At 61.6% G+C, this 7,108-nt stretch carries 6 protein-coding genes; all 6 read right to left on the bottom strand.

Annotation, left to right across the window (positions count from 1 at the left end; translation table 11 throughout):
- Positions 1 to 72 precede the first annotated feature (72 nt).
- On the bottom strand, positions 73 to 2,466 hold the full coding sequence (gene bamA, locus NKH35_RS18145) for an outer membrane protein assembly factor BamA (protein WP_023684694.1): 2,394 nt from the start codon (positions 2,464 to 2,466) through the stop codon (positions 73 to 75).
- A 217-nt stretch (positions 2,467 to 2,683) separates the two neighbouring features.
- Positions 2,684 to 3,826: an RIP metalloprotease RseP gene (rseP, locus tag NKH35_RS18150; protein WP_023754870.1), complete on the bottom strand. Its 1,143-nt coding sequence runs from the start codon at positions 3,824 to 3,826 to the stop codon at positions 2,684 to 2,686.
- A 103-nt stretch (positions 3,827 to 3,929) separates the two neighbouring features.
- Positions 3,930 to 4,745, bottom strand: coding sequence for a phosphatidate cytidylyltransferase (locus tag NKH35_RS18155; protein WP_023696555.1), 816 nt, complete (start codon positions 4,743 to 4,745; stop codon positions 3,930 to 3,932).
- Positions 4,746 to 4,756: 11 nt separating this feature from the next.
- Positions 4,757 to 5,479, bottom strand: a complete 723-nt coding sequence (locus NKH35_RS18160) for an isoprenyl transferase (RefSeq protein WP_023748403.1) — start codon at positions 5,477 to 5,479, stop codon at positions 4,757 to 4,759.
- Between the two features lie 31 nt (positions 5,480 to 5,510).
- Positions 5,511 to 6,065, bottom strand: a complete 555-nt coding sequence (gene frr / locus NKH35_RS18165; protein ID WP_023671027.1) for a ribosome recycling factor — start codon at positions 6,063 to 6,065, stop codon at positions 5,511 to 5,513.
- A 99-nt stretch (positions 6,066 to 6,164) separates the two neighbouring features.
- Positions 6,165 to 6,887: a UMP kinase gene (gene pyrH, locus NKH35_RS18170; protein WP_023671026.1), complete on the bottom strand. Its 723-nt coding sequence runs from the start codon at positions 6,885 to 6,887 to the stop codon at positions 6,165 to 6,167.
- Between the last annotated feature and the right edge of the window lie 221 nt (positions 6,888 to 7,108).

Below are 7,108 nucleotides of genomic sequence, written 5' to 3' on the forward strand. Positions count from 1 at the left end.
AAGCAATATCCAGCTAGGTCGGATCAATTCTCTTCCGGACCCCAACGGCCCGGAAGCATCGTTACCCGCGCATCAGAAGCGGCTCGACATGCCGAAGTTGAATTCCTGCACGTCGTCGGTCTTTTCCTTCTTGACGGGCATCGCGTAGTCAATGCGGATCGGGCCGAAAGGCGATGACCACAACAAGCCGACACCAACCGAAGCGCGCAACTCTAGATCAGTTGAAGCTTGAGTAACCCCGGCGACGTTGATCTTGCTGCCATACAGTGTGGCGGCATCAGCAAACACGGCGCCGCGCACACCAAAGCTTTCCGGAATGACCGGTATCGGGAACTGAGCTTCCGCCGACGCATTGAAATAGGTGGTGCCGCCGAGGTGGTCACCCGTTGCAATATCCGCAGGACCGATGCCACCATACTCGAAGCCGCGGATCATGCGGTCGCTGCTCTGGAACTGATCGAAGATACGCAGGCCGTCACCGCCGAAGCCTTGGATATGGCCGGCGCCGCCTGAGATCAGGCCGACCAGGTCCAGCTGTTCGGACAACGTCTGGTAGACAGTCCCACGACCGGTAACCTTTACGAATTTGGCATCGCCACCAAGGCCGGCAACTTCCATGGTCGTGGTGGCGTAGATGCCTTCATGCGGGCTCTTCATGTCATCGATGGTGTTGTAGACCAACCCAAGGCTGACCGACGACTTGATCCAAGGGCTTTCATCAATTCCCTGGACGATTGCCGCAGATACGTTGCAGTCCGCGTCGGGAATCCCGTCGCCAGGGGCGTTGCCCGGGACGGCAGGATTGTTATCGCAACCGTCGTCGAGCTTGTACTTCTCCTGGGCGATATTGTACGCCAACTGCGTCGAGATGTTGTCGGTGATCGGCAGGCCGAAGCGCACCGTCGCACCCAGCGTCTCGCTGTCATAGTGGTCGTAGTTGCGTGTCTGCTGGAAGATGTCGAAGCCGGCAGCGATACGGCGCCCGAGGAAATAGGGCTCGGTGAAGGACAGGCTGTAGTCGCGCGAATTCTTGCCACCACCCGCCGAAACCTTGATGTACTGGCCGCGACCGAGGAAGTTGCGCTCCGCGACCGAACCTTCGACGGACGGACCCGCAGTGTCGCCACCGGTCGAATATCCTGCGCCAACCGAGAACTCGCCGGTCGATTTCTCGACTACGTCAACCACGAGCACGACCTGGTCTGGCTCAGAACCCGGGACAGTCGAAACGTCGACTTTCTCAAAGTAATCTAGCTTTTCCAGCCGCTTCTTCGCGCGCTGGATGAGTACCTGGTTGAAGGCGTCGCCTTCGCTGACATCGAACTCACGACGAATGACATAGTCGCGCGTGCGGTCGTTGCCGCGGATTTCGATGCGCTCGATATAGGCCTTGGTGCCCTGGTCGATCGTATAGACGACCGAAATGGTGTGGTTCTCGAAGTTGCGATCACCGCGCGGCGTCACCTGGGCGAAGGCATAGCCCGAACCCGCGACCTTTTCGGTCAGCGCGATGATGGTGTCCTCGACATTCTTGGCGTTGTAGACGTCGCCCTTGTGGGTCTGAACCACCGATTCCAGCGCCTTCGAGTCGACTTCGGGAATGGTGCTCTCGACGCTGACGTCGCCGAACGTATAGCGGTCGCCTTCCTGGACGGTGATGGTAACGGTGTACTGGTTGGTCGTGTCGTCGAGCTCGCCGACGGCTGAGACCACCTGGAAGTCGGCATAGCCGTGATTGTAATAGAAGCGGCGCAGCGATTCCTGGTCGGCGCGGAGCTTGTCCTCGTCATAGACGTCGTCACGCAGCACGAAGGACAAGAAGCTCGAGCGCTTGGTTGCGATGACGTCGGACAGGCGGCGGCTCGAATAGGCGCTGTTGCCGACGAAATTGACAGCGGCGATCTTGGTGCGGCCGCCTTCGTTGATGTTGAAGACCACGTTCACGCGGTTGTCGCCGAGATCCATGATCTGCGTCGTGACAGCGGCGTCATCCCGGCCAATTCGCCTGTAGGCAGCCTTTACCGCCTCGACATCGGAGTCCAGCGTTGCCTGCGAGAACGTCCCGCGCGGCTTCAACTGCACGGCGACTGCCAGCGCGTTGTCCTTGAGCTTCTTGTTGCCCTGGAACAGAACCTGGTTGACGACCTGGTATTCGGCAACCTTGACTACCAGCGTCGAACCGACCTGATTGATCTGCACGTCCGAGAACAGCCCGGTGCCGAACAGCGCCTTGACCGCATCGTCGATATCGGCGCTGGAAAACGCCTTGCCCGGCTTGATCGTGATGTAGTTGCGGATGGTGTCGGCGTCGACACGCTGGTTGCCGCTGACCTCGACTCTCGAGACAACGGCTGCCTGCGCCGCAGATGTGGCAACGAACTGCACGGCGAGCGCACCTGGTACAACCAGAGCGGCGGACATAGCCACCGCGGACGCGGCGCTCAAAAATTTGGATGCTGCCTTCATCGGGCTTTTGTACCTTTTCTCGAAGTCCCCACGGCGAGAAAACCGGACGTGCGGTAATTTCTCCTACCGTATTAACCGGATTTTCCCTACACGCAAGGCTTCTGGTTAATTTGTAATTACTTAACCCTGATGCGTGGCTTTCGCGTCACGCATACCCCCGTGCATGGTAAACGGCGTCTCAACATTGCCGGTGCTGAAGCCAAATTTCTTCATGATTTCAGCACCCAAACAGATCGTTCCAGAAGACGAAGCCCATAAATCCCAGCACCAGAAAGAGGCCGGCCCGGTATCCCATTTCCATCATCCGCTCCGATACCGGACGCCGGAAAACGGCTTCGAGTGCGTAGAACAGGAGATGGCCGCCGTCGAGGGGGGGAATCGGCAAAAGGTTCAGAATTCCGATCCCGACCGACAGGCCGGCGACGAGTTGCACCAGCCATAGGAAGCCCAGCTTTGCCGCCTGCCCCGACATCTTGGCGATCTTGATCGGGCCGCCCAGCTGGCATTTGTCTTCGCGGCCGACAACGAATCGCTGCAGGAACTGGCCGGTGCGCTGAATGACGTGCCCCGTCTCCTCGACCGCGGCGCCGACTGCTCCGACAGGGCTGTAGGTGATCAGCCTGGGCTGGCCGACATCCTTGTTGTTGACGACGCCGATGACGGCCACCTTGACCTTGTTGCCCAGTGCGTCCAGCTGCTCCATCGGCTCCGGCGTCGCGACGACGGTGACCTCCTTGCCGTCGCGCAACATGGTGAAGCTGATAGCGTCGCCGCCGCGGCCTGAGACCAGGCGTTGGACGTCGGCGAAGGTCTCAACCTTGCTGCCGTCGACGGCGACGAATCGGTCGCCTGGCAAAATGCCGGCCCTTTCGGCTGGACTGCCGGCGGTGACCGCCGCCACCATCGGCTCAAACACAGGGCGGCCATAGAGGGAAAACAGCACGGCAAAGACGGCAATGGTCAAAAGGAAGTTGAACAGCGGTCCGGCCACCACCGTGGCGGCGCGTTTCCAGATCGGCTGCGTGTGGAAGGCGACCTTGCGTTCAGCGTCAGTCAGCGTTTCCAGATCTTCCGAACTCGGCTGGCTCGACGTGGCGCTCATGTCGCCGACGAATTTGACATAACCGCCGAGCGGTATGGCGCAGAGCTTCCAGCGCGTGCCGTGGCTGTCGTTGAAGCCGAGAAGTTCGGGGCCGAAGCCGATCGAAAAGGCCTTCACGCCAATGCCGCACCAGCGGCCGACCAGGTAATGTCCCATTTCGTGAATGAAGACGACCACGGTCAGCACGAACAGAAACGGCACCAGCGTGCCGAGGACAAAGCCTTCCGTGCTGAAAAACGCGTGAAGAATTTCGTTCAAGTCGTGCCCTCAAATTCACCCGCGGCAAAAGGTGTCGCCGCGACTGTGACATCAATCCAGGCGAATCCGTGGCGTGCGCCATTTCTTCGCCGTGAAATATCACTCAAGCCGGAAACAGCCCCTGCGCCGGATGATCGGCGCCCGCCGAAATCCAGCCGATCACGTATAGGGCAAAAGCCGCCGCGACAAGCCCGTCCACCCTGTCCATGACACCGCCATGCCCGGGTATCAACGCGCTTGAATCCTTGCGGCCGTGGCGGCGCTTGACCCAGGATTCGAAGAGATCGCCAGCCTGGGCAACAATCGACAGCACCAGCGCAACCAAGGCGAGGACGCCAAGATTGCCGGCCCCGGCGGCGGCAGCCAGAAGCACGCCGGCGGCCACGCCGCCGACAGCGCCGCCAAGCGCGCCGCTCTGCGTCTTGCCGGGGGATATAGATGGCGCGAGCTTGGGCCCACCGACGGAGCGGCCGACGAAATAGGCGAAGATGTCGGTCGCCCAGACCACGGCGAACAGAAACAGGATTGCGACCAGGCCGGGATGGTCGCCGCCGCGCAGCAGCGCCAGCGATAAGCCGGACAAAGCCGCGTAGGCAAGACCGGCTGCATCCCATTGCGCCGCTCCACGCATACGGGCGCCGACAGCAGCGACCACAACCATGGCCAGGACAAGAGACAGAAGCCACGATGCCGGCACGCCTGCAACCAGGGCGACGACGAAAACCAGAAGCAGCGCTTCGGGAATGAAGCCGAGGGTCGCACCGGCCAAGGGGCGCGACATGCGCGCCCATTCATAGAAGATGACCGCCGATATCCCGGCGCAAAGCAGGCGGAACCACAGCCCTCCCAACCAGGTCAGGCCAAGCGCTATTGCGGCCAGCACCAGCGCCGAGACGATGCGAAGCTGAAGATTGTTCATCCCGCCGCCGATCACGAGGCAGCGACATCTTGAGCGGCAAGCCCGCCAAAACGGCGCTCGCGGCCAGCAAAATCGCGCAATGCGTCGGCCAGGTGTTCGCGGCTGAAGTCAGGCCAGTAGCAAGGCAGAAAAACCAGTTCGCTGTAGGCTGCCTGCCACAGAAGGAAGTTCGACAGCCGAAGCTCGCCACTGGTGCGGATGACCAGCTCCGGATCGGGAATGCCTGCGGTGTCGAGGGCGCCGGCAAAAGTGTCTGCCGTGATCGCCTCTGCGTCGATCTCGCCGCGCGCCACTGCGGCTGCGAGCTTGCGTGCCGTGCGCACGATCTCGTCGCGCCCGCCATAGTTGAAGGCGATGACCAAGGTCAGCGATTCATTGCGCGCAGTCAGCGATTCGGCCTCTTCGAGCAGGCCCCTGATGTCCGGCTGCAGCCCCGCCCTGTCACCGATGATCCTGACGCGCACGCCGTTCTGGTGCAGTTCGGCCAGATCGCGGCGGATGAACAGCTTCAAAAGCCCCATCAGGTCGCTCACTTCGGCCTTGGGCCGCGACCAGTTTTCCGACGAAAAGGCGTAGACGGTCAGGAAGGAAATGCCGAGACCGGGCGCGGCGCGCACCGTCTTGCGCAGCGCTTCGACGCCGGCGCGATGGCCGGCAAGCCGCGGCATGCCGCGCGCTTTGGCCCAGCGTCCGTTTCCATCCATGATGATCGCGACATGCGCGGGCGTTGCCATTGTCTCGCTTTCGGGCCGGTGTGGGCCGACCCTAGACCTGCATGATTTCAGCTTCCTTATCGGAAAGCAGGTGATCGATGGTGCTGATCGTTTCGTCGGTCAGCTTCTGGACCTGATCGGAGCGCTTGCGCTGATCGTCCTCGCTGATGTCGCCGTCCTTTTCCGCCTTCTTCAAGAAGTCCATGCCGTCGCGACGGACATGGCGCACCGCAACGCGGGCGTTCTCGGCGTAGCCATGCGAAATTTTGACCAGTTCCTTGCGGCGCTGCTCGTTGAGCTCGGGCAGCGGAATTCTGAGATTGGTGCCGTCGACGATCGGATTGAAGCCGAGATTGGATTCTCTGATGGCACGGTCGACCGCGCCGACCATCGACTTGTCCCATACCGAAACCGAGATCATGCGCGGCTCCGGCACCGACACGTTCGCCACCTGGTTGATGGGCATGGTGGTGCCGTAGGCCTGGACCTGGATGGCGTCGAGCAGATTGCTGGAGGCACGGCCGGTGCGCAGCGAAGCCAGATCGTGCTTGAAGGCGGCGATCGCGCCATCCATGCGCCGCTTGAGGTCGTCGAACTCACCACTCATCTTAGTCTCCTCGACCCGTTTGATCCGGGTTCACTGCTTAGGGCCTATATCCGGACCCTCTTTCGAAAACTGAGCCTTTTTAGGAGAGTATACTCCGGATTATTCGTCGGCGACGATCGTGCAACGGCCGCCGCCCCGCAGAATATCGCCGAAACCACCTTTTTCGTGGATCGAATAGACGATTATCGGGATGTTGTTTTCGCGCGCAAGTGCAATTGCGGCGGTATCCATGATCGAAAGGCCCTTGTTGATGACTTCGGCATGGCTGATGCGCTCGAAGCGGGTCGCATTCGGATCCTTCTTGGGATCGGCCGAATAGACGCCGTCGACCTGGGTGCCCTTGAACAGCGCGTCGGCGCCGATCTCGGCGGCGCGCAAGGCCGCGGCCGAATCGGTGGTGAAGAACGGATTGCCGGTGCCGCCGGCGAAAATGACGACCTTGCCCTGGTTCATATAGGCGGTGGCCTGGCGCTGGGAAAAACTCTCGCAAAGTTCGGGCATGGCTATAGCCGACAGCACGACGGCGTCGACGCCGATCTTGTTCAGCGAGGTGCGCAGCGCCAGCGAGTTGATGACGGTGGCCAGCATGCCCATGTGGTCGCCGGTGACACGGTCGCCGCCCTTGGATGCCACCGCCACGCCGCGAAAGATATTGCCGCCGCCAATGACGACGCCGACCTCGATACCAAGTGCGCGGGCTTCGGCGATGTCGGCGGCGATTCGGTCGACCACCGAGACATCGATGCCGAAATGCTGCTCGCCCATCAACGCTTCGCCCGACGCTTTCAGCAGGACACGTCGATAGAGGGGCTTTGCCGTCATCTGGACCTCGTCATTATTGCGTGTGGCAGCCTGGGCAGGCCGCCCTCGCGCGGGCGCCGCCGCTGGCGCGATGCCGAGTTCCGATACACGAAGGGGGCCCCGCTGCTTACCCCCCCCCCCCGCCCCCATAGCCCCTTCCCAGGCCGCCCCGCCCATGACAGGGTGGTTAAAAGAAGACACCCCGCCCACACCCCGAGCGGCACCGGGGTTCTGGGGTAGCG

Origin of the sequence: Mesorhizobium sp. M1143, from assembly GCF_040318435.1 — a bacterium.
Classification (GTDB): Bacteria; Pseudomonadota; Alphaproteobacteria; order Rhizobiales; family Rhizobiaceae; genus Mesorhizobium.

Coding starts and splice junctions, on each gene's coding strand:
- bamA (WP_023684694.1), bottom strand. CDS start 2,466: ATGAAGGCAGCATCCAAATTTTTGAGCGCCGCGTCCGCGGTGGCTATG.
- NKH35_RS18155 (WP_023696555.1), bottom strand. CDS start 4,745: ATGAACAATCTTCAGCTTCGCATCGTCTCGGCGCTGGTGCTGGCCGCA.
- NKH35_RS18160 (WP_023748403.1), bottom strand. CDS start 5,479: ATGGCAACGCCCGCGCATGTCGCGATCATCATGGATGGAAACGGACGC.
- frr (WP_023671027.1), bottom strand. CDS start 6,065: ATGAGTGGTGAGTTCGACGACCTCAAGCGGCGCATGGATGGCGCGATC.
- pyrH (WP_023671026.1), bottom strand. CDS start 6,887: ATGACGGCAAAGCCCCTCTATCGACGTGTCCTGCTGAAAGCGTCGGGC.